This window comes from Microbulbifer maximicatervae (SeqCode) (assembly GCF_052466985.1).
The window spans coordinates 844052-867237 of the sequence record NZ_CP174298.1; the positions used below are offsets into that span (position 1 = coordinate 844052).

Consider the following 23186-nt stretch of genomic DNA (forward strand, 5'->3'; position numbering starts at 1 on the left):
GTGCCGCGTAAGCTGCTAACCTGCGCAACAAATTACAGTTGTATCTGTATATAAAACAAACAGAAATAAGTCAGAGTAGTGGGGGGTTAGTTTGGATTCCTTTAACAATCTGCTGTTGTTAATAGACGGCATGCTCGGCTCAGCACCTTGGTTCCCCTGGGTGTTACTTGGAGTCGGTTTCTTTTTCACCATTTATCTTGGTTTTCCGCAGCTTCGTTATTTTGGGCATGCGATCAAGATTGTACGCGGTAAGTACGACAAGCCCGGAGACCCGGGTGATACCTCCCACTTCCAGGCATTGGCCACAGCACTGTCGGGTACCGTAGGTACCGGTAATATCGGTGGCGTTGGCTTGGCTATTTTCCTCGGTGGTCCGGCTGCGCTGTTTTGGATGTGGATGACCGCATTCCTGGGTATGACCACAAAGTTTGTGGAAGTGACCCTGTCACACAAATACCGTATTAAAGCAGCGGATGGTTACTACGCAGGTGGCCCCATGTTTTACATGGAGCGCCGTTTGAATATGAAATGGCTTGCGGTGCTCTTTGCAATCGCGACCGTTATCTGTTCATTCGGTACTGGCAGCTTGCCCCAGGTCAACAACATTGCCCAGGCAATGCACGATTCTTTTGGTGTTGAGAAGGCTCTGACTGGTGGCATCCTGGCGATTTTGCTGGGCATGGTGATTATTGGCGGTATTACCCGAATCGCTAAAGTGACCTCCACAATTGTTCCCACCATGGCAGTTATCTACGTAATAGGTGCCTTGGGCGTTATCATCTACAACTACGAAAATATTCTGCCGTCCTTTGGGGCTGTTTTCCGCGATGCCTTCACCGGTAGTGCGGCTGTAGGTGGATTCCTGGGTGCGAGCTTTGCCTATGCCTTTAACCGTGGTGTGAACCGTGGCCTCTTCTCGAACGAAGCGGGTCAGGGCTCTGCACCTATTGCTCACGCCGCCGCTCGCGCAGACGAGCCGGTTTCTGAAGGTATGGTTTCCCTGCTGGAACCCTTTATCGACACCATTATCATTTGTACCTTAACCGGACTTGTGATTCTTTCTTCTGGTGTTTGGACTGAGAAACACGAGAACCTGTTTGAAGGTGCAGATACTTACGTTGTAGCGGGTAGCTACGATGAGAAGAATACCCAGGATGTTGAGCAGCTGTTCAAGTATTTGAGCGGTCAGGAGAGTGATGTTAAGGCCTATAACGGCTCCATTGTTGTGACTGACGGCCACCCGCTGAACAGCCAGGACTTTACCCTCATCCACGCCCGTTCTATTGCTGAAGACCTGGACTTCCGTGTGGGGGATGACAGCTTCAGCGGTGTTCTGGATGTGAAAGATGGTAAGTTTGCCAATGAAGATGTGGATATTTGGGGTAAGTCCCTGGTGCACTCTGTGGCCCTGACCAATCTTGCCTTCCAGCGCGGTTACTTTGGTGAATACGGTGGTCTGATTGTAACTCTGGGAATTCTGCTGTTTGCTTTCTCTACAGCAATTGCCTGGTCATACTACGGCGACCGCTCAATGATTTACCTTTTCGGCCCCAAGGCAGTAATGCCTTACCGAATAGTTTACGTTATTGCATTCTTCTGGGCTGCGATTGAGGACACCACAGTTATTTGGAACCTCTCTGCGGTGGCCATTGTGATAATGACCTTGCCCAACCTGTTTGGTATTACTGTGTTGGCCAAGGAGATGAAAGATACCGTGAAGGACTACTGGAAAGACCCAAGCCATAAATAATTTGTCTGGGTTTGATTAAAAATAAAAAAGGCGGCCAATATGGCCGCCTTTTTTGTTTGTGCACCACCGATCCTTTGATCGATCTAGAGCTTGCCCACCCAGCAGAGACCTGCTGGGTGGAAATCAGCTCAATTACTCAGTGCTTGCACTCAGGGTAACGCCAGAGTAGGCAGAGTAAGCGCGGATACTGATATACCAGGTTCCAGCATCCGGATTACTGATGGTGCAGCTTTCGTCATTGCCCCACTGGTAGGGGCGGCAGTCGTACGCTGTACGGGTAGGCTCTTGGCTGTGGCGGACATAGAGATCTGCATCTCCGCTGCCACCTTCCATTACGGCGCTCAGGGTAGAAGCTCCAGCGTCAACCTCAATGGTGAAGTGCTGCCAGCTGTTGCGGGAACCAGAAAGGTTGGTTTCTTCCCAGCTGTCGCTACCACCACCGCCACCACCACCACCGGTGTAACTGCCTACCAGGGTGACATCGGAGAAGGAGGAGTAGCCGCGCACCATGACGTAATAGGTTCCGCCCTGTAGGTCAGCGTCAGCGATATCACAAGTTTCATTGTTGCCTGAAGTATACGGACGGCAATCATAAGTGCTGGAGGTTGGAGCATTGCCGAAGCGAACATAGAGGTCGGCATCGCCACTTCCGCCTGACATTGCAAAAGACAGGCCTGTGGCATCTGCGGGTACATCCAGGGTGAAGTGAACTTCATCACCACTGCTGCCCTCGATTTCGGTCTCGGTAACCCCATTTTCGAGTTCTCCGCCTTCATTACCACCACCGCCACCACCACCGCCGCCACCGCAGCTGCTGGTGGAAACGCCTACCGTGGAGAATGCGGCAACAACGTCATCAGTGTCGTAACCTAAATCTGATGCTGCAGAGAAAACACCACAGGCACCATCTTCAAAATCAGTATTGGCACTCCAATACATCTGGTTGGCAAGAACAAAGGGGTCGAATGCTGTGCGGGTATTCCAGCCGCTGGTATTCGCCAGTAGGTAGAAGGCCCGGTTAAAGACGCCGGAGCTGTAGTGCACGTCCATGCCGTTGTAGTAATCATCGGCATGACCGATGGAGCTGCCATCGTCAGTTGGATCTTCAAAGTAGCGGAGTGCTCCGCTGGACTTAAAGATTTCGGCCCCTACCAACCAGTCATTGCTGCCGCGCATATAGTACTCGGCAGCTTCACCGGCAATATCAGAGAAGGCTTCATTGATACCGCCGGACTGATTGTAGTAATTCAAGTCCGAATTTTGCTCGGTAAAGCCGTGGCTGACTTCGTGAGCGGAAACATCGAGGCTAACCAGTGGATAGAAGTAGCTCTGGCCATCACCAAATGTCATCTGGCTGCCATCCCAGAAGGCATTCTCGTAGTTGTTGCTGTAGTGCACCCGCATTCTCAGTTTTTGTGTGAGAGGGGATGTGTTGTACCAGTCGCTATAGAGATCAAAGACCACACCGCCAAAGAAGTGTGCGTCATTGAGTGGTGAGTAAGCGCCGTTGATTGACTTATAGTCATTGTCCGGGCAAGTGAACGAGTGGATGCTACCGCCATTCGTGCTGTGGTTCATATCAACGGTTTCTACATTGTCCGTATCCATGGCACAGCTGTCGTCAACAACCATGTGGGGGTAGTCAGTACCGTACTCGTAGCGCCCGGTCTTTGAATTGCCCCCTGGGCCTGTCGCATTTTGTGCAAAGTTCAAGCCGTCCCAATGCTTGAGAACTTCGCCAGTCATTGCATCGATAAAGTAGAAGGGGCGTGTGGGTTCATCGCCGTACTCAACCCAGTTGACCAGGTAAGCCAAGCGGGCATTGTCTTGCTCATCGATATAGACGTAGAGTTTCTTTTTGGGGTTATGTGCTTCCAGCTTCAAAGCCTGAACTGACAAGGCTCCCTGGATAACGCCCTGCTGCGTGCGCCAGTTGATCTGGTGGTCCATTGCCCGCTCAATAGCATTATCTTCATTGATAAATGCTTTGATATTGGGTACTTCCAGTTCCAGCCCAGTGATGACATTGCCGCGAACCTCAGTAATCAGACCCTGCCCGGAGCTGGTTACTGTTTGGCCGTAGACAGGAATGCCTTTGTGAGTCTGTTGGTAGCGGGCTACGGTTTTGCCGTTGACGAGAGTGCGCTCACGAACTTTTTCGAGCGCCATATCCGATCCGCCGGTGGCAGCTAAAGTTTGTGGTGAGAGCATGTCCGCCGTGGCGGGGACGCGCTCAACAGCATGTGCACTAATAGCCAAGGCTAAAGTGCAGCTTAGTCCTACAAAATGCTTCATTGCTAGCTTTCCCTTTTATAGCTTTTTTATATATGAATCCGCCGGTATACAGCCGTATTTCCCTTGTGGGGACCGTATTAAATCTGGTTGGCCAATACAGGTTGGATTTTTATGTGGTAAGACAGCAGAAGATAACCGTCGCCAGGAAGGGACCGCGGTAGCGGCAGTGGCGTTCGCTTTCTCAAACCGGTTGCCCTAATTAATTGGGCAACTTGAGATTACCCTGCATACGCATCTAGGCAACAAAAAGGTGATGGCAAACTAATATATTTGAATTGTTTTCGATATTTTTGCTCGGATCGTCACAAATTAGGAAGTGATGTTCTGCCTGTGAGGTGGAAAAGATGAGTTGTTTTTTCCGAAAAAATAAATTTGGCGATAACAGTTTATTATTTCTGTTAGCTTTTAGTGGAACGGTTATTTATACATTTAATAATAGAAATTCCCTCTCCCATGAACTGATCACACGATTAAACTCCTCATATTCATTTCTCTTGATTGCGTTCCAGGCTTTTACGAATTTTCTGCCAAACATTTCTGTTGCTTCATCACAATCTGATAGGAGTGTCAGGGCATGTTCCTGGGTGCGGGGAAGTGTAATTGACTCTTTGGAGCAGTCGCCCTGATAAGGTGCGCTCGGTGCGACTTTATTGGTCATTCCTAAATACCCGCAGGCAAGAGAAGCTGCTATGGCAAGGTAGGGGTTGCAGTCCGCCCCGGGAAAACGATTCTCAAGACGTTTACTTTGTGGCGAGCTGTCGGGAACCCGAAGGCCTGTTGTTCGGTTGTCGTAACCCCAGTGGAGACTGGTGGGTGCGGCCATTTCAGGTGTAAAGCGGCGATAGGAGTTTACATTTGGAGCAAAAAAACTAATAAAACCGGGAGTGTATTTCTGCATACCGCCAATAAAATGCAAGAAATTATTGCTCTCTTTTCCTGTATTGTCGACAAAAATATTTTCACCGGTTTTTCTATCCGCCACACTCTGGTGTAAGTGCAGCGCGCTTCCAGGTTCGTCTTCCATCGGTTTTGCCATGAAGGTTGCATAAATGCCGTGGCGCAGAGCCGTTTCGCGCACTGTGCGTTTAAAGGTAAAGACCTGGTCAGCTAAATGAAGTGGATCTCCATGTAGAAAGTTAATTTCCATCTGGGCAGTGCCTGATTCGTGGATCAGTGTGTCGACATCAAGCCCCTGAGCTTCACAAAAATCATACATGTCTTCAATGATGGGCTCGTATTCATTGGCCGCATCAATGCTATAGGATTGTCGGGTTTTTTCTGTGCGCCCCGATCTTCCCACAGGCGCGGATAGCTTTTCATCCGGGTCCAGGTTTCTTTTTACAAGATAAAACTCTACCTCAGGGGCGACAATAGGCTTCCATCCTCTGTCTGCATATTTTTCGAGGACAAATTTTAAAATATTACGGGTGCTGATAGGGTGAGGGTCCCCATCTCGAGAATGGCAGTCATGAATGATTTGTGCTGTCGGATCATTGGCCCAAGGGTTTAGGCGCACTGAGTTGGGGTCAGGAATTAGGAGCATGTCGGTGTCTGCTGGATCAACAAGCTCATTGTGTTCGTCGACATAATCCCCCGTGACAGTTTGCACCAAAATGCTTTCCGGTAAACGGCTGTCTTGAGTTAAGAACTTATCGGTGGGGGTGAACTTTCCCCTGGCGTTACCTGACATGTCGGGAACAAGGCATTCAACTTCTGCAATATTGTGATTTGCCAGCCAGTTTGTAATTTTATCCATTGGATAGCCATTGCTTACTTTTTCTTCCTGAGTGAAATTCTATGATCAGTGCCGGAAAGCGTTGCGCTGAAAATAATTCCTCCTGTGTAAAGGAACTATATACTGCCGATTGGAACAGGGCCGTTTATTTAAATGGCATTGAGGGTATCTGGTAGAAATATGAAGGTGATGAATAGGTTGGATGAGCACACGGAATCCTATTATGCCGCTACAGCTAACGACCTTCAGGAGTATCCACGTCTGGAGGGTAACGTAGAGGCAGATGTCTGCATCATTGGTGGTGGTTATACGGGACTCTCCAGTGCTTTGCATTTGGCAGAGCGCGGCTACCGTGTGGTGCTTCTGGAGGCTAATAGGATTGGTTGGGGCGCATCAGGAAGGAATGGAGGACATGTCGGTGTTGGACAAAGGCGAAGTCAGGGTGATCTGGAAGCCATGTTCGGATTCGACACCGCTAAGCAGCTCTGGGATTTGAGTATCAATGCTGTTCAACTGGTGGAAAGCCTTATAGTCAGGCACCAGATTCAATGTGATTTAAAACGCGGGATTATGCATCTTGCAGCAAAATCCAGTCACGATAAATATCTGCAGGATGAAACTGAAGAACTCAGAGAGAAATATGATTACAGGCAAGTTGAGTATATAGAGAAAGAAGAAGTTCGAGAGCTTGTAAGTAGCAAACGATATCTCGGCGCACAGCTGGATTTTGGTTCGCTACATCTTCATCCTCTCAATTTTGCATTAGGTCTTGCTCACGCAGCAGTTTCTGCCGGTGCCAGGTTTTTTGAGTGTAGTGGTGTGCAAGGGTATTCGAGCTCTTCTCCCTTTACGGTGAAAACTGCACGAGGAAAGGTGAAGGCCGAAAAGTTGATTTTAGCTTGTAATGGTTACTTGAAAGATCTTGAGCCCCGCTTAGCGGGGCGCATAATGCCAATAAATAATTTTGTGCTGGCAACAGAGCCCTTACCGGAGGGGCTCGCTAGGGTAATCATAGCCAATGACTTCGCACTGCAAGATACTCTATTTGTTATAAATTATTGGAAATTATCTGGCGATAACCGCTTAATTTTTGGGGGAGGGGAAAATTACACTAGGCGTTTCCCTAAAGATATTCGCAGTTTCGTCCGCAAGTATATGTTGAGGGTTTACCCGCAGCTGGAAAATACTGCTGTTGATTTCGGCTGGGGGGGTACGCTGGCCATTACTATGAATCGGATGCCCTGTATAGGGCAGTTGCAGTCGGGCCTATATTACAGTCAGGGGTATTCTGGACATGGAGTGCCTACGGCGACTTTTGCCGGCAAGCTTCTGGCTGATGCAATTTATGGGGAGAGTGAGGGTTATAACGTGTTTTCTTCTCTTCCTAAAGTAGAGTTTCCAGGTGGCACTTTATTGAGGTGGCCGGGGTTGGTGTTGGGGATGCTTTACCACAGTTTGTTAGATAGGTTTGGAAGCTAGTCTTTGAATGATGTGATAGAGAATGCCGACACACTAATGTGTCGGCACCGGCCTTAAATATTACTGGCTCTGGGCGGAAAGAGTTACGCCTCTGTACGAAATATAGCCTTGTACACTGATGTGCCAGGTACCTGCAGCTGGATTGCTAAAGCTACAGAATTCATTGTTGCCGTTTACGTAAGGGCGACAATCCCAGTTGTCGGTGGTTGGGGTGGAACCATAACGGACGTACAAATCGGCATCGCCATTGCCGCCGAGCATTTCGACAGTCAAAGATGATGAGCCTGATGGTACATCCAGAGTGAAGTGCTGCCAGCTATTTCGGCGGCCTGATAAGTTGGTTTCTTCCCAGCCTTCTGAGTTTGAGCCACCATCATCGCCACAGTTGCTGGTAGATACCCCTACGGTGTCGAACGCTGCGATTACTGTTGCAGTATCGTATCCGAGATCTTCAGTAGCTGACAGGGCTCCGCAAGCACCTTCAATGTAATCAGTGCTTTGATTCCAATAAGTTTGGTTAGCAAGCACAAAGATATCGAAAGCAGTTTGGGTGTTCCAGCCACTTGAGTTGGCAATCAGGTAGAAAGCCCGGTTGAATACGCCGGAGCTGTAGTGCACATCCATGCCGCTATAGTAGTCGGAAGCATGGCCAATGGATCTGCCATCTTTGGTGGGGTCATCCATATAGCGAAGAGCGCCATCAGCCTTGTATATATCGGCCCCCACCATCCAGTCGTTAGTGCCCTTCATGTAGAACTCGGCAGCTTCACCGGCCATGTCAGAGAAGGCTTCGTTTATGCCGCCGGATTGGTTGGCGTAGGTCAGGTTGGAGTTTTGCTCAGTAAAGCCATGGCTCACCTCATGAGAGGATACGTCCAAGCTGACAAGTGGGTGGAAGGTTGTGAAGCCATCACCAAATGTCATTTGGCTGCCATCCCAGAAGGCGTTCTCGTAGTTGTTGCTGTAGTGAACTCGCATTCTCAATTTTTGTGTGAGCGGCGATGTTCCATACCAGTCACTGTACATATTGAAAACGACATTGCCAAAGAAGTGGGCATCATTCAATGGAGAATAAGCACCATTGATTTCTTTGTAATCATTTTCCGGACAGGTGAAGGAGAAAACGCTACCTCCGCTTGTACCGTGATTCAAATCCACGGTTTCTACGTTAGCAGTGTTCATGGAGCAGTTATTGTCAACTTCGAGGGCAGGGAAGTCCGTTCCATATTCATAACGCCCGGTTTTTTCATTGCCACCGGGGCCTGTAGCATCCTGGAAGGCAAGGCCGTCCCATTGCTTGATAACTTCGCCAGTAAGTGCGTCTACAAAATAGAACGGTCTGCTCGGCTCATCTCCGTATTCGACCCAGTTAACCAAATAAGCTAACCGCGCCTGGTCGTTTTCATCGACATAGACATAGAGCTCTTTTTTCTGGTTTTGCGCGTTGAAGCGCATGGAGGACATTGAGAGGGCTTTTTTACTGTCACCATCCTGAGTGCGCAGATTCAGCTGATGGTTCATGGCTCGATCAATAGCATTATCGGCATCAATCGTTGCGCGGGCGGTAGGTACCTCCAACTCTAGGCCTGAGAGTACGTGGCCTCTCACTTTTTCAGTTAAGCCTTGCCTGGAACTGGTTATGGTTCTCCCCCAAACGGGTATGCCTTTGTGAGTTTGCCGATATCGGGCAACCGTTCTCCCATTGGCAAGCGTGCGTTCACGAACCTTTTCCAGCTTCATATCTGAGCCAGCGATTGAGGCTAGGGACTGATTGGAAAGTAACTCTGGTGTGACATTAATACGCTCCGCCGCTTGGGCGCTAATAGCGAGTGCGAGTGTGCTAGCGGCTCCTAACAAATATTTCATTAAGTAATTCTCTTTATGATTATAATTTAATGGCCATAGTTAACCGGGAGCATAAAATAAACGCTCAGTGGTTAATGCTGTCTGGTTAAGCGGCCAATTGAATCACACCCCAAGAATATCTCGCGCTATGAGCTGAGAGCTGTATGGAGTTTATGTGCAAAATTTTCTTGGGGGTTGTTTGCCGTTGTCAGGCGAAATAACGATATCCCTTGTTGTTATTCCTGACAATAATTTTTTTGTAGTGGATGTAAACTTGAAAGGTCAAATTGTTTTTTTGATGTGTATGTCACGAATTCTGATATTTGCAACTTTGGTTATTTGAGGGGTTTTAATTGGTTAGTTTATAGCTTTTTTCTGAGTGACAAACTTTTTTTGAATTGTATTTAAACGGTAAAGCTTTCTGTCGTTTTGTTATTTTTGTTTATTTCTGGTGCGAAATTCTTCAATTTAATTCAATTTGCATGAAGAGGGTGCTATATGTTTGTTAAGTTTGAAGGGGTGTATTAGTCTGGGTTCTTTAAGGGGTTGTCAAACTAAAGGATTAAAGTATTAATCCTTTCTGAATTTGATGGGGGTGGATATTAACTCTACCAAAACTTTACTGTAGAAAAATGCACGCGGTAGTTTGGGGCGGTTTCAATTTCGAGTTTTGAAATGTTTTGCTCCATCGTCTTAATCCCGCAGTCAAAGCAACTTTGACTCCCTGGACACTTGTGCAGCGCTCTGGAGGTAACATCGGGAGGGGCTGGCATTCTTATCTGTACATATCGCTCAATTTGTGGAATATAAGTTTGAGATTTGTCGTAGACTCTCACTGCCCTCAGTGAAGCTGCGGTGTCGGTGGATTAACGATGTAGAGGCTCTCTAATGGCTGTGCGTCCAGATAAGTTAGTAATCGCTATTTCCTCTCGCGCTCTGTTTAACCTTAGCGATAGCCACAAGGTTTTTGAGGAGCAGGGATTGCACGCCTTTTCTCATTATCAAGTTGAGCGTGAGAACGATGTTCTGGAAAAAGGGGACGCATTCCCTCTGGTTGAGAAGTTTCTAAAGATCAATGAGCTTCTTGGCGGGGAGCCACGGGTGGAGGTGATCCTGCTATCAAGGAATAGTGCCGATACCGGATTAAGGGTATTTAACTCGATAGAGCACTATGGACTCAATATTACTCGTGCGGCCTTCTGCAATGGTGGAAGCCCTTACCGTTATATTGGCCCATTTGGATGCAACCTGTTTTTGTCTGCTGATGGTGTAGATGTCCGCCAAGCATTGGAGCAGGGGGTTGCTGCGGCAACCTTGGTTGCCGGAGGAAATCGCGAATATCGTGATGATGTGTTGCGATTTGCCTTTGACGGCGATGCGGTAATCTTCTCTGATGAGGCTGAGCGAGTCTACAAAACGGAAGGCCTGGCTGCTTTTACTGAGGCAGAGCGTGCCTCAGCACAGAAGCCACTGGGGGGAGGGCCCTTTAAGGGGTTCCTTGAAGCTTTGCAGAGATTGCAGGCTGAATTTGAGATGGATACCTGCCCGATACGAACGGCTTTGGTTACGGCACGTTCCGCTCCGGCCCATGAGCGGGTCATCAGGACATTGCGCGCCTGGGATATTAGAGTGGATGAGTCAGTTTTTCTCGGCGGGCTTCCTAAAGGTGAGTTCCTGCGGGCTTTTGGCGCCGATGTCTTTTTTGATGATCAGCCTAGTCACTGTGTTTCTGCAGGTGAGCATGTGGCTACGGGCCATGTTCCTCATGGAATCGCAAATGCAGAGGTATAAAAAGTTCAAAAGTGATAAAGGTGTACGTTATCACTCAGTGCTCTCTATGCCGATAATGTTTGAACTTTTCCCGGTCCTCATCCGAGAGGCTTAGCTCTAATTATTAGAAAATAAAGCCGACAGAAAGTCCGGGATCCCCCAAAGTTGATTGACACTTTCGTCTCTACCACGGATATTCAACCGTCCATTGGCCCTGGCTTTGATTCACTGCTATTCTTTTCTCGTATAACTCAAGATAGTTTTTATAACTATCGATCAAAAAATGGTATTACTCGCTCTCGGCCATGAGCGAACTTAATGAAAGGGAGGATCTATGAAGCTGCAGCAGTTGAGATATATCTGGGAAGTGGCACATCACGACCTCAATGTTTCTGCTACAGCGCAGAGCCTCTATACCTCCCAGCCGGGAATCAGTAAGCAAATCCGACTTTTGGAGGATGAGCTTGGCGTAGAAATCTTCGCGCGCAGCGGCAAGCATCTCACAAGGGTAACCCCGGCAGGGGAGGCAATCTTAAAGACTGCCGGCGAAATTATGCGCAAAGTGGAGAATATCAAACAGGTTGCGCAAGAGTTCAGCAATGATAAAAAAGGTAGTCTCGCTGTAGCCACCACTCACACGCAGGCGCGCTATGCCTTGCCCCCGATTATTAAGTTGTTTATAGGCCGTTATCCGGAGGTTTCCCTGCATATGCACCAGGGAACCCCTATGCAAATTTCTGAGATGGCGGCAGATGGTACTGCAGACTTTGCTATCGCTACCGAAGCTCTGGAGCTTTTCAGCGACTTGGTGATGATGCCTGTCTACCGCTGGAACCGCTGCATTCTGGTACCGAAAGATCACCCGCTTTGCCAAGTGAGCAAGCTATCCCTTGAGGACGTGGCGAAGTACCCGATAGTTACATATGTATTTGGGTTTACCGGCCGCTCCAAGTTAGATGAAGCTTTCTTGGAGAAAGGGTTGTCACCTAAGGTAGTCTTTACCGCCGCCGATGCTGATGTAATCAAAACTTACGTGCGCCTGGGATTGGGAATTGGCATTGTGGCCGATATGGCCGTTGATGGCGAAGATGAGGACCTTGTGGCTCTCGATGCCAGTGATCTATTTGAATCGAGTGTTACGAAAATTGGCTTCCGTAAGGGGATTTTCCTGCGGGGCTTTATGTATGAGTTTATCCAGCAATTTGCCCCCCATCTCAGCCGTGAGCTGATTGACCAGGCGGCACAGGCGACATCCCGTTCTGAGGTCGATGCGCTGTTCGCCGATATGGAGTTGCCCGTTTACTAGAGGTGCTGCTGAATGGAAGTGCCGAATAAAGCTAAGGGATGGAGGCTATGAAGCCTCCATCTCGATCAGGGGGCGCAGCACTTCTTTGGCGAACTTGAAGTAAACAGTAAAAATTTCTGCTTCCTTACCTTCGCGCTCTACGACAAAGAAGGGTGCTCGCTCTACCTTGTACTGCTGAGCCAGTTGTAAGCCCGGGCTTTGCGGGTCACGCACGTCGGCGATAAGTGTCTGGTCGATAAATTGCATTTGGCCATTTTCTTCCAGCTTTTCTTCAACGTCGCGACACTTGGCGCAGGGCGAGCCGTCGGCGAGAATTTTCTTGACCAGTGTGATCTTCACGATAATTTCCTTGATCCAGTGCAATGCCATTAAAGGCAAGATGGACTGAATCTATCAGAACCCCTAATAACTTTGAAATATCAATCGCCGATACCTTTATAACTGAAATTTGTAGTGATGCTACAAAAGGCGCCAAAATAGACTAATTTTTAGTCATTTTTCGGCGATTTGATGCCTACTGCAAAAATTGTTCAGTTGTTTCCAGTAGTAAGCGTACCTTGGCCAAGCACTCCTGATGCTCTGATGTGGGATCGGAATCTGCAACGATCCCACCACCTGCCGCGCAGGTTAGATGTCCATCGTTGGCACTGAAGGTCCGGATGGCGATATTGGTGTCAGCGCGGCCACAGCTGCTGATGTAGCCAATACTGCCGCAATAAATCCCCCGGGGACTGGATTCCAGCTCCCGGATCACTTCCATTGAGCGTCGCTTTGGAGCACCTGTGATAGACCCGCCGGGGAAACAAGCTTCGAGTAATTCGCTATAAACTGACTCTTCGGGTAGCTCACCAGTTACTACGCTGACCAAGTGGTGGACATTGGCAAAACTCGCCAATTGGAATAGCTCGGGAACACGTACGGTGCCACTGCGACACAGCTTGCTCAAATCATTGCGCAGTAAATCGACGATCATCAGGTTTTCCGCCCGGTCCTTGGGGCTTCTCTGCAGCGAGAAGGCGGCGCGCTGATCGGCCATCTTATCAGCGTGTCTTGCTGCAGTGCCTTTAATCGGTTCCGTGCGCAAACTGGCGCCGTCAGCTCGGATAAATCGCTCCGGCGACATACTGAGCAGGCTGCCATGGGGCAGGGCCATATAAGCAGAAAAGGGACCGGCAGCTTGAGAGCGCAATGCCAGGTAAGCTGTTAGCAGATCGCCGCTATAAGGGGCTCTGAAACGCTGGGTAAAGTTTGCCTGATAGATATCGCCAGCGGCGATATATTCCAGTATCTGCTCAATTTGTGCCCGATAATCATCTGCACTCAGTTCGTGCTCAAATGGTGAATGCAGCCGGAAGTCCCCGGGCGTAAGCGTGGTCTCCCAGTTGATAGCTTTAAATCGCTGTATCAATTCGCGAACTTGCTGGGGGGGGCAGGCGGGGTGGAAAACCAGGTGATTGCTGCCCAGTTGGTGGTCGGCAATAAAGGCCCATGTGTAGAGCCCAAAAAAGCCTGCGGGCAAGTCCGTGGGGCGCATATCTGCCGGCAGATAATTGCCCTCTACACCGAGCTCATAGCCAGCGTAACCAATAACCCCGCCGCAAAAAGGCAGTTGTGAGTCCCTGTCCTGAGGGCAGAGTTCGCACACCAGGTCATCCAGCCGGGCAAATGGCTCGGGCGTGTCGGCACTTAACTTGAGGGTATTTATCGGGTCGGCACTAATGATGTCATAGCGCCCACCCTCCGCGAGAGGTCGACCGCTGTCGAGCCAAACGGGGGTAGGTAAATCCGCTATCGCCGCAAATGCGGCGGGCGTGTTTAATGAGTAGGGCAGAGAGACAATTTGCATATCAAGCTACAGCAGTCCGGAAGACGGCGCACACTACACATTTTGCGGCGGCAATTAAAGGGTGTGTGGCTCTTTAGTCAATCCTGCGCTCAATACCGGCCTGAGACATCAGGCGGGTGGCGAGTTCCTCCACCGAAAGTTGGGTTGCATTGAGGAAAGGCACCTGGGCCCGCCTCAGCATTTGCTCAACTTGGCGCACCTCGAATTCACATTGTTCCTTAGAAGCGTAGCGGCTGTTGGCGCGCCTTTCCTGTCTAATTTGCATCAGGCGCTCGGGCTCGATTGTCAGGCCAAACAGCTTGTTGCGAAACGGGCGCAGGATCTTTGGCAGGGTGGTGGAGTCCATATCCTCTTCGGTGATGGGGTAGTTTGCCGCGCGCAGGCCAAACTGGAGTGCCAGGTACAAGCAGGTTGGCGTTTTGCCGGAGCGGGAAACGCCCAGCAGGATTACATCGGCTTGCTGGAATTCGCTGACTCTGCGGCCATCGTCATTGTCCATGGCGAAATGCACTGCTTCAATCCGGTCGGTGTAGCGGCGGTTGTCATCAATGCCGTGAGAGACGTTGACCATCTGTGCCGGATCCCGGTTAAACAGATTGGCCAGTGGCGTGAGGTAGTTCTCGAAGATATCGAGCATCAGCGCAGAGCTTTGGTGCAGCTGTTCCCGGATCTTGTCGGAAACAATGCTGGTAATAATGATCGGCTGTAAACCGGATTCATCGGCTGCTTTTTCTATGCGTTGCAGGGCCTGTTTAACTTTTTCGGTGGAGTCGATATAGGGAAGCGTGACCTGCTCAACTTGTTGATCGCGGAATTGTGCGAGTAGGCTGTGGCCAATCGCTTCGACGGTGAGACCGGTTCCGTCGGAGATAAAAAAAGCCGTGCGCTTGTCTTTTGCCATGTTTGTTCTCAGTTTGTCGGCGTGAGGGGGCTATTGTAGGGGAGGAATGGGGCAAAGGTCTTTTATTCTGGCGTTTTGCAATTTTTGTAGAAAATTTACAACATTTTGGCCAATTTTTACGGGCTATTTTTTACAAAACTCATCCTTATAATCTGCCGCCACTCAACCTGAATTTTAGAGGGCCTTCACTTGACGAACTTCACGATCGACTTCGCAAAACTGGGCATGGCCGATGTCGACAGAGTCGGCGGCAAGAACGCATCACTGGGCGAGATGATCTCCTCTCTCGCCGGTGCCGGCGTGAGCGTACCCGGTGGATTCGCTACCACCGCAGAAGCTTTTAGGGCTTTCCTGGCTCACGAACAGCTGGAGCAGCGTATAGCCGAGCGTTTGCAAGGATTGGATGTTGGTAATGTCACCGAGCTGGCCCAGGCGGGAGATGAAATCCGCAACTGGATTTTACAGACTCCGTTCCCCGAGCAGCTGGAAAAAGAGATTCGCGAGGGCTATGAGGCCCTGGGTGGTGCGGAAACTGCTGTTGCAGTTCGCTCCTCTGCAACCGCCGAAGACTTGCCGGATGCGTCCTTCGCCGGTCAGCAGGAGACCTTCCTGAATATCCGCGGTATCGACGCTGTATTGAAGGCAGTAAAAGAAGTTTTTGCTTCCCTCTACAACGACCGTGCTATCGCCTACCGCGTGCACACCGGTTATGCGGATGTGGGCGTTGCCCTGTCTGCCGGTATCCAGCACATGGTGCGCAGTGAGACTGGCGCAGCGGGTGTGATGTTTACCCTGGACACAGAGAGTGGCTTCCGCGATGTGATCTTTATCACCGCCGCCTTTGGTTTGGGCGAAACCGTTGTTCAAGGTGCAGTTAACCCGGACGAATTTTACCTCTACAAGCCAGCCCTGGATGCGGGCCGTCCTGCGATTCTGCGCCGCAATCGCGGCAGTAAAGCGATCAAGATGGTTTACGACGAGAGCGGTGAATGTGGTCGTTCCGTAAAAACTATCCCGGTGGCAGACGAAGACCGCCAGCGCTTTGCCCTCAACGATGCGGAGCTGACAGACCTGGCAATCCAGGCCCGCAAGATTGAAGAGCACTACGGACGCCCGATGGATATCGAGTGGGCTAAAGACGGCGACAGCGGTAAGTTGTTTATCGTACAGGCGCGTCCGGAAACTGTACGCTCCCGCGATCAGGGAACCAGCATCGAGCGCTACAGCTTGCAGGAGCGCAGTGACGTATTGTGTGAAGGTCGCGCAATCGGCCAGCGCATTGGCGCGGGCCCCGTTCGCAAGCTTGAATCCGTAGAAGATATGGCGCTGATGCAGGATGGTGAAGTCCTGGTTACCGACATGACCGACCCGGATTGGGAGCCGGTCCTGAAGAAAGCGAGTGCTATTGTTACCAATCGCGGCGGCCGTACTTGTCACGCAGCAATTATCGCTCGTGAGCTGGGCATCCCCGCAGTTGTAGGTTGTGGTAATGCAACCGAGCTGCTGGAAACCGGCACACCGGTGACAGTTTCCTGTGCGGAAGGCGATACCGGTTTTGTAATGGCTGGTGAACTGGAATTCCAGCGCGAGGAAACTGAAGTTGCAGAAATGCCGGAGCTGCCGTTCAAAATTATGTTGAACGTGGGCAACCCGGATCGAGCATTCGCTTTCAGCCATCTGCCGAACCAGGGCGTTGGCCTTGCACGCCTCGAGTTTATCCTCAACCGCATGATCGGTATTCACCCGAAAGCACTGCTTGAACTGGATAACCTGCCGGAAGATCTGCAGCAGAATATTCGCGAGCGTATTGGTGGATACGATTCTCCAGAAGACTTTATTGTCGAAAAACTGGTGGAAGGTATCGCTACCTTGGCTGCGGCCTTCGCACCGAATCGCGTCATCGTACGCTTGTCCGACTTTAAATCTAATGAGTATGCGCACCTTGTGGGTGGCCAGTTGTACGAGCCAAGCGAAGAAAATCCAATGCTTGGCTTCCGTGGTGCAGCTCGCTATCGCTCTGAAGATTTCCGCCAGTGCTTTGCCCTGGAGTGCCGTGCACTGAAGAAAGTCCGCGATGAAATGGGACTGACCAATGTGGAAATCATGGTGCCCTTCGTCCGCACCCCGGAAGAAGCTGAGGAAGTAGTTGGTCTGCTGGCTGAAAACGGCCTGCGCCGTGGAGAAGGTGGCCTCAAGGTCATTATGATGTGTGAATTGCCGTCCAACGCTTTGCTGGCGGAAGACTTCCTGCAGCACTTTGATGGCTTCTCCATCGGTTCCAATGACCTGACCCAGCTAACGCTTGGTCTGGACCGCGACTCCGGCCTGGTTGCCGATTTGTTTGATGAGCGCAACCCAGCGGTCAAGGCACTGCTTTCCAGGGCGATCCAAGCCTGTAAGAAAGCGGGTAAATATGTAGGTATTTGTGGTCAGGGTCCTTCTGACCATAAAGACTTCGCCCGCTGGTTGATGGATGAGGGGATTGACAGTGTGTCCCTGAATCCGGATACCGCAGTAGATACCTGGCTATTCCTGGCCAACGAGGAAGGTTAATTTTCCTCATTAAGCGGCCCAATTATGGGCCGCTTTCCTAATTCTTCCCCCGCTATATTTAATTGTAATTTTTCTGCTGAAGCGATGTTTGCCTTGGTGGAAAATGAGTCCGTTGTTGCCGTTAAACCCAGAAACATCTGATTTTGTTCTGCTAATTGTGTTTGAAAAATTTAAACGACACATTATCCAAAAAATGCAAACCTCTATCAGCTGATCCACACAGAAGAATTCATTCTAAATCTTTCCGCTCGCCTCAATAGAATCGGAAGAGTCCTAAGGTTGCGTGTAAATCGAAAAACAGATTGCGCAATGTGCTCCGTAAAAATGTTCGCCGTGGGCCCTGGCCCCACTGGCGCGCACCTGAAAATTACCGACAGACTGTTTATCTGTTGGATTCAGGGCAGGGTACCCAGACTCGGTGAGGTGAGCTATGCAAACGAGTAGACAGTTTCAAATCCCCATACTTCATGTCTTTTTGATGATGTGCCTTATGGCTTTAATGGCAGCGCCACCGGCAGATGCAAAGCCACGCGCATCTAATTGGTTTGATGACCGCGCTGCAGCCAGGGGTGGTAGTCCATCAATTAGAATTGATTTAAGTGAGCAGCGCGCATATTTGTATAAAGGTGGGAAATTAGTTGGTGTCTCCCGTATTTCTTCGGGGAAGCGCGGTTACAGCACACGCCCCGGACATTTTCGTGTGTTGTCCAAACACCCTTATCACCGCTCGTCTATTTATGGCAGTTTTGTTGATAGACGCACTGGCAGAGTCGTGAGATCGAATGTAAATACTCGAAAGCATCGTCGCCCTGCGGGTACTGTGTATCGCGGTGCAAAAATGAATAATTACATTCGTTTTAATGGCGGTATCGGTCTGCATGCCTCTGGCCACGTGCCCGGCTATCCCGCTTCTCATGGTTGTGTACGTATGCCCCCACATATGGCGAGAAAGTTCTATCAGCATGTGCGTGTAGGCACGCCGGTTCGTGTAACACACTAGTTTCAATTTCGTGGCAGCGAAGGCTTGGCCGGGTATTATCCATCGTGGTGATACCCGGTATTTATTTGCCTCTTAGCTCTTCTACTTTTTTCCCGCTATTATCCTTCTCTTCCATAGATTGCTGCGAGAATATTGATGCTCAAGTCAACCCCCGATTTATGTGATGCCTACCCTGATGAGGTGCGAGTAGTTGATCCTATGTTTATCAATTACGGTGGCCGAGATCGTTTTGGTGGGCAGATTGTCACTATCAAATGTTTTGAAGATAACTCCCTGGTGCGAGAACTGGTGGCTGAACCGGGGCAGGGCAAGGTTTTGGTAGTAGATGCCGGTGGATCTATGCGGCGGGCTTGTCTTGGCGATATGCTGGCAGAAAAGGCGGTTGGCAACGGTTGGGAAGGTATCCTGATGTATGGCTGCATTCGCGATGTAGATGAAATCGCGGAACTGGATCTGGGGGTGCAGGCACTTGGTAGCCATCCAATGAAAACAGAAAAAAAGGGAATTGGTGAAAGAGGCCTGGCGGTGAGCTTTGCCGGTGTGGATTTCCGCCCGGGGGAATACCTCTACGCGGATAACAACGGTGTAATTGTGGCGGGTAAGGCACTGACCTAAAAACGCCAGTAAGTCCATTGGGTCTGGAAACTGGCAGCCCAAAAGCGCTGCCAGTTGTTGAGAATCAACTCAGCGGGGATCAATTAGATCATCAGCGGGATTCTCCGGCATTCTCAGGGACATCAAAAATGCCAAGATCTTATTCTGATCATTTTCACTTAAATACTTGAAATTCTGTGCTGCGTTACTGGCCTCGCTTCCAGGGCTGTCGTGGAGAAAAATGGCTTCTGCCAACGTAGTGGCTCTGCCGTCGTGTAAATAGGGCGCGGTATCGGCCACTCCCCAAAGGCGTGCGGTAATAAACTCACGGTTTTGCTGGTCCGTTTGGAAGAAGGCGTTCTCAGCCAGCCCCTCGCCCATATCGTGGCGCTTGAGATCAGAGAACATTGCGACCTCTATTCCGCCATTGCGGGTTTGGCGAAAACTTGTCGGTTGCTTGGTGAGGTCCACTTCGTAAAAAATGTCTTCAAAGGGAGTTTCTGGAGAGCCGGTAAGTTTATAAGGGAGGGTCCTTCTCTGGGTGACCATCGTTGGGCGGTGGCAGTCGGCGCAGCCAATATCGGAGAAAAGCCTCCGGCCGTCACGGTGTTCTCTGTCATCGACATCGAATGGTGGTTCCAGGGTGGTAATAAAGATACTCAGTGCGGATAAGTCCCCAACGGTGATTTCGTTGACGACTCCGTCATTATCAGCATCTGCTGTTGCTCCGCCAAAGGCTTCCGAGGCCTGCATCCCCATATGAAATGCCAAGGCGGAGACATCGAACTCCCTGACTGAGGCGTTGTCACCTTTTCGACCAAATGGCCTGACAACCAAATCGTGCTCGACGCCTTCGACATTGGTTGTATCCAAATTGCCGTACTCGTCGGCAATGATGCTCCCAAAACTGACTGATTTTGTTTCCAGTTCAACGATGGTGCCGGGGTTGTTGAGGGCGTGTTGTTTAAGATTTTGTAGTTCATGGGTCATCTCACGACCAACCAATTCAATCCCCCCGGCGCCAAATAAAAATACCGGATTAATCAGCCGCCCATCAAACTCTGCGATACCGTCAAAGTTTTCATCGATAACATCGATATTGGCGGGACGGAATAATACGCTGGTTCCGAATCCTCCACCTCCGCCAATGCCCAATCTGGGTGGCGTTGTTCTATTGCTGATAACGGTGTGGCACTCCAGGCAATTTTGCGCATCGAGGCCATTGACCCGTAAAAATGTGCCATTACCTTGCAGGGTGGGCCTGTTACCTCCGGTGGGGGAGTGGTTGTCCGGTTCAGAAAAGTCGTGGGGGCCATCACCAAAACCGTCGTAACGATTGAAAGGCGTGCTGAAAATAATCAGCCCCGCTTCACGTATTTCGTCGAGGTGGAGTTGTCCTTGGGAAATTTCATCTTGGCTAATCCTATCTGCAGGGTCTAAGCGCGGTGCTTCGCCGATAAGATCGGCGTAAATTAATGAAGGGAGCATCAGGCTGATGCTGGTGAGAGATATTGCCGTTAATCGCTTCATGTCAAAATCCTTGTTTATTTTTCTTTCCCTTTCAAAAAGTTATAAGGCCAAGTCCCTGGAAAAATGGTTATTTAATTGAAAGGGGATGAGGGGGTCTCACAATACGAATTACTGTGGACGGAGTGAGAAAAAGCTAATCTCAATAACTTTTCAATGGCCCTAAAAAAAACAACGCCGGTTTTGTTGAAAAATAAAATGTCTATCAGGGTAGGGGCATGGATTTCTTCTGTGAATTCTTACCTGCAATCAAACGTCTCCTATTATTGTGCATTGATGACTCTCTCGACCCTGCGGGAATTAGCAGTGTTTGTTGCAACGGCTGCCGCTATGGAAGGTGAAAATGAGCGAATTGCGCAAAAAATTCTTTACCGCGCCTCTTTTGAAAATTATTAAACGGGTACTTCCGCCAATTTCTGAAACAGAAAGGGAGGCGATGGAAGCGGGTGAAGTTTGGTGGGATGCTGAGTTATTGTCAGGTAAACCACATTGGGATCAATTGTTGGGGATGGGGCCACCTGCGCTCAATGAAGAGGAGCAGGCTTTCCTGGAGGGGCCAGTCGAAGAGCTGTGCCGAATGATCAACGATTGGCAAATTAGCTATGTGGATCGCAATATTCCGGAGCATGTTTGGGATTTCCTTCGGAAAAATCGCTTTTTTGGCATTATTATTCCCAAGAAATATGGCGGCCTTGGCTTTTCCCCGACAGCTCATGCGGAGATAGTGACCAAAATTACCACCCGCAGTACCTGTGTGGGTGTCACAGTAATGGTGCCTAACTCATTGGGCCCGGGAGAGCTGTTACTGGCTCACGGTACGCAAGAGCAAAAGGACTACTATTTGCCACGTCTGGCAGATGGCACTGATATTCCCTGCTTTGCGCTGACCAGTCCGGAGGCCGGATCTGATGCGGCATCCATGATTGACCGTGGCGTAGTCTGTTACGGCGAATATCAAGGCGAAAAGGTCCTTGGTATGCGTGTTAATTGGCACAAGCGCTATATCACCTTGGGCCCGATAGCCACGGTGTTAGGTTTGGCCTTCAAGCTCTATGACCCGGACCATATTCTCGGCGATGAAGAAGAGCTGGGTATTACGGTTGCCCTGGTTCCCACAGATACACCGGGAGTTTCCATTGGTCAGAGGCATCTCCCAGCGCTGCAAGCATTTCAGAATGGGCCCAACTGGGGAAAAGATGTTTTTATGCCGATGGATTGGATTATTGGCGGCGAGGAGAATGTCGGCAAAGGTTGGGAGATGCTGATGAGTGCCCTTGCCGCAGGCCGAGGAATTTCTCTGCCATCCCTGTCTACCGGTGGGGCAAAAATGGCCGCGCGCATGACCGGCGCTTACGCCCGGGTTCGAGAGCAATTTAATGTGCCTGTTGGCCGCTTTGAAGGCGTGCAACGCCGCTTGGCTGAAATTGCTTCTATCGCCTTTGTATTGGACAGCGCCCATAAAACGACTACCCGTGCCCTGGATGAGGGGCGAAAGCCAGCGGTGATCACCGCAATTATGAAAGCCAATGCTACTTGTGGTCTACGCCAGGCCATTATTGATGCAATGGATATTCATGCGGGCAAGGCCATTATGGATGGTCCATTAAATTACCTGGGTAATGTTTATCGAGCGATACCGGTAGCAATTACGGTAGAGGGGGCCAATCTTCTCACTCGCAGTTTGATGATCTTTGGTCAGGGCGCAATTCGCTGTCACCCCTATATCTTGCAGGAGATGTTGGCGGCAGAAAATCCGGATCATGAAGCGGGTTTGGATGAATTGGATAAGTTACTGCCCAAGCATATGTGGTTTCAATTCAAAACCCTCTGTCGGGGTATTTTTCACGGCTGGACGGTGGGCTTGTTTGCCAGCAGCCCTCGCAACGTAGGGCACGCTGCCAAGTACTACCGGCAACTGAATCGGTATTCGGCGGTGCTATCTCTGGTCACCGAATTTTCCTTGATGACTCTGGGAGGAGAACTCAAGCGAAAAGAATTAATTTCTTCCCGATTGGGCGATGTCTTGAGTCAGTTGTACCTGCTCAGCTGCACCCTGAAGCGCTTTTATGATGATGGCAACCCTAAGGATGACCTCCCTCTGCTGGAATTTGCCATGCGAGATGGATTGCATAAGATCGAAGTCAATTTGTTGGAAGTGTTTCAAAATTTCCCCCGGCCATTTATTGGCCAAGTAATGCACTTCCTCACCATGCCTTGGGGGCACAGTGTCCACACCGCATCGGATCGGCAAGCCAAGGCCTGTGCGGAATTACTGTTGACGCCGTCGGCGACTCGCGACCGGCTGACCAGTGGAGTTTTTCTCGGAACTCCCGGGGATGGAGTAGATATTGTTGAGCAGGCGTTTGATAGGGTATGCGCTTCCGAGCGGGCTCGTGAAAAATTAAAAAAAGGCGGTATTCGCAACCTGAGCAGGGATAGCGTGGAAGAAGGGTTAAAGAAAAATCTAATCAGCGATGAAGAGGCTGAGATACTCTACGATGCAGCGGATGCTGTAGAGAAGGCAATTCAGGTGGATCACTTCGAACACTTGGGTGGGTGTGCGGGCACAGTCCAATAAGGTTTGA

General features: G+C 50.0%; 16 protein-coding genes. 9 read left to right on the forward strand and 7 right to left on the reverse strand.

Annotation, left to right across the window (positions count from 1 at the left end; genetic code table 11):
- The first annotated feature begins 91 nt into the window (after positions 1 to 91).
- A complete protein-coding gene (locus ACJJI3_RS03795) occupies positions 92 to 1750 on the forward strand; it encodes an alanine/glycine:cation symporter family protein (RefSeq protein WP_413662275.1) in 1659 nt (552 codons plus the stop codon).
- A gap of 132 nt (positions 1751 to 1882) precedes the next feature.
- Here ACJJI3_RS03795 and ACJJI3_RS03800 read toward each other — a convergent pair whose 3' ends face one another.
- Together ACJJI3_RS03800 and ACJJI3_RS03805 are read right to left on the reverse strand one after the other, a co-directional pair.
- Positions 1883 to 4045, reverse strand: coding sequence for a M4 family metallopeptidase (locus ACJJI3_RS03800; RefSeq protein WP_444941546.1), 2163 nt, complete (start codon positions 4043 to 4045; stop codon positions 1883 to 1885).
- A 421-nt stretch (positions 4046 to 4466) separates the two neighbouring features.
- Complete coding sequence (locus ACJJI3_RS03805) at positions 4467 to 5801, reverse strand: glutamine synthetase family protein (RefSeq protein WP_413662273.1); 1335 nt, start codon at positions 5799 to 5801, stop codon at positions 4467 to 4469.
- Between the two features lie 168 nt (positions 5802 to 5969).
- Here ACJJI3_RS03805 and ACJJI3_RS03810 point away from each other — a divergent pair, with 168 nt between their 5' ends.
- Complete coding sequence (locus ACJJI3_RS03810; protein ID WP_444942544.1) at positions 5970 to 7259, forward strand: NAD(P)/FAD-dependent oxidoreductase; 1290 nt, start codon at positions 5970 to 5972, stop codon at positions 7257 to 7259.
- A gap of 60 nt (positions 7260 to 7319) precedes the next feature.
- Here ACJJI3_RS03810 and ACJJI3_RS03815 read toward each other — a convergent pair whose 3' ends face one another.
- Positions 7320 to 9125: a M4 family metallopeptidase gene (locus ACJJI3_RS03815; RefSeq protein WP_444896983.1), complete on the reverse strand. Its 1806-nt coding sequence runs from the start codon at positions 9123 to 9125 to the stop codon at positions 7320 to 7322.
- Positions 9126 to 9992: 867 nt separating this feature from the next.
- Here ACJJI3_RS03815 and ACJJI3_RS03820 point away from each other — a divergent pair.
- Both ACJJI3_RS03820 and cysB read left to right on the forward strand, forming a co-directional pair.
- Positions 9993 to 10895, forward strand: a complete 903-nt coding sequence (locus tag ACJJI3_RS03820) for a 5'-nucleotidase (RefSeq protein ID WP_413662270.1) — start codon at positions 9993 to 9995, stop codon at positions 10893 to 10895.
- A gap of 313 nt (positions 10896 to 11208) precedes the next feature.
- Positions 11209 to 12180, forward strand: a complete 972-nt coding sequence (cysB, locus tag ACJJI3_RS03825; protein ID WP_282932493.1) for an HTH-type transcriptional regulator CysB — start codon at positions 11209 to 11211, stop codon at positions 12178 to 12180.
- Positions 12181 to 12225: 45 nt separating this feature from the next.
- Here the strand turns inward: cysB and ACJJI3_RS03830 are convergent, their stop codons facing one another.
- The 3 genes from ACJJI3_RS03830 to ppsR all read right to left on the reverse strand — a co-directional run bounded on the left by ACJJI3_RS03830 (position 12226) and on the right by ppsR (position 14927).
- Complete coding sequence (locus ACJJI3_RS03830; RefSeq protein WP_444896984.1) at positions 12226 to 12519, reverse strand: hypothetical protein; 294 nt, start codon at positions 12517 to 12519, stop codon at positions 12226 to 12228.
- A gap of 175 nt (positions 12520 to 12694) precedes the next feature.
- Positions 12695 to 14026, reverse strand: coding sequence for an aminodeoxychorismate synthase component I (gene pabB / locus ACJJI3_RS03835; protein ID WP_444941547.1), 1332 nt, complete (start codon positions 14024 to 14026; stop codon positions 12695 to 12697).
- A 73-nt stretch (positions 14027 to 14099) separates the two neighbouring features.
- Positions 14100 to 14927: a phosphoenolpyruvate synthetase regulatory kinase/phosphorylase PpsR gene (gene ppsR, locus ACJJI3_RS03840; protein WP_444896986.1), complete on the reverse strand. Its 828-nt coding sequence runs from the start codon at positions 14925 to 14927 to the stop codon at positions 14100 to 14102.
- 189 nt (positions 14928 to 15116) lie between these two features.
- Here ppsR and ppsA point away from each other — a divergent pair, with 189 nt between their 5' ends.
- From ppsA to rraA, 3 genes are all read left to right on the forward strand, one after another.
- Positions 15117 to 17480, forward strand: a complete 2364-nt coding sequence (gene ppsA, locus ACJJI3_RS03845; RefSeq protein ID WP_444941548.1) for a phosphoenolpyruvate synthase — start codon at positions 15117 to 15119, stop codon at positions 17478 to 17480.
- Between the two features lie 430 nt (positions 17481 to 17910).
- Positions 17911 to 18480 (forward strand): L,D-transpeptidase family protein, encoded by a 570-nt coding sequence (locus tag ACJJI3_RS03850; protein WP_444928099.1) that lies wholly within the window; start codon positions 17911 to 17913, stop codon positions 18478 to 18480.
- A 135-nt stretch (positions 18481 to 18615) separates the two neighbouring features.
- Positions 18616 to 19095, forward strand: coding sequence for a ribonuclease E activity regulator RraA (gene rraA / locus ACJJI3_RS03855; protein WP_444941549.1), 480 nt, complete (start codon positions 18616 to 18618; stop codon positions 19093 to 19095).
- A 69-nt stretch (positions 19096 to 19164) separates the two neighbouring features.
- Here rraA and ACJJI3_RS03860 read toward each other — a convergent pair whose 3' ends face one another.
- Positions 19165 to 20604, reverse strand: a complete 1440-nt coding sequence (locus ACJJI3_RS03860; protein WP_444941550.1) for a di-heme oxidoredictase family protein — start codon at positions 20602 to 20604, stop codon at positions 19165 to 19167.
- A 153-nt stretch (positions 20605 to 20757) separates the two neighbouring features.
- On the opposite strand from ACJJI3_RS03860, the gene ACJJI3_RS03865 reads away from it, so the two are divergent.
- Together ACJJI3_RS03865 and ACJJI3_RS03870 are read left to right on the forward strand one after the other, a co-directional pair.
- Entirely contained in the window at positions 20758 to 20997 is a 240-nt protein-coding gene (locus tag ACJJI3_RS03865) for a hypothetical protein (protein ID WP_444917462.1), read from the forward strand.
- Positions 20945 to 23179: an acyl-CoA dehydrogenase gene (locus ACJJI3_RS03870; protein ID WP_413662260.1), complete on the forward strand. Its 2235-nt coding sequence runs from the start codon at positions 20945 to 20947 to the stop codon at positions 23177 to 23179. Before ACJJI3_RS03865 ends, ACJJI3_RS03870 begins: the two co-directional genes overlap by 53 nt.
- The last annotated feature ends 7 nt before the right edge of the window (positions 23180 to 23186 follow it).